At 59.3% G+C, this 582-nt stretch carries 1 protein-coding gene; it reads left to right on the top strand.

Features of this window, described 5'->3' with window-relative positions:
* Positions 1-13 precede the first annotated feature (13 nt).
* Positions 14-582 (top strand): P2 family phage major capsid protein (locus ACW9IR_RS29565; protein WP_457466151.1); only part of this gene is annotated, 569 nt, incomplete at its 3' end.

Raw genomic sequence — 582 nt, 5'->3', positions numbered from 1 at the left:
CGGGTGCTCTGACATGGCTCGTTCCCTGAGCGCCTACGGCGCCAAGATGTACGCCGAAATGCAGCTGGCGATCGCCGAGACCTACGGCGTCCCGCTGTCCAGCAAGATGTTTTCCGTTGAACCGTCGATCACTCAGGAGTTGAACGACGCAATCACGGCAAAAGCGGACTTCCTGCAGCGCATCAACGTCATTCCGGTGACCGAGATCAAGGGCGAGAAGGTGTTTATCGGCGTGTCTGGCCCAGTCACAGGCCGCACCAACACCAAGACCACCGACCGCGAAGCAAAAGATGCATCCGCTCTGGAAAACAGCACCTATGAGCTGTCTTCGACTGAATCCGACGTGGGCCTGCCGTACGCGAAAATCGATGCCTGGGCGAAGTTTCCGGACTTCCACCAGCGCTATTCCGCTGCAGTGCAGAAGCAGATCGCCCTCGATCGCATCATGGTCGGTTTCCACGGTGTGAAAGCGGCTGCGCAGACCGACATCGAAGCCTATCCGATGCTGCAGGACGTGAACAAAGGCTGGCTGCAGCAACTGCGCGAGCAGGCGCCGCAGCAGGTGCTCAAGGAAGGCAAAGC

It is taken from the genome of Pseudomonas sp. SDT291_1_S447, from assembly GCF_054070155.1.
This window is presented reverse-complemented; position numbering and strand designations above follow the sequence as displayed.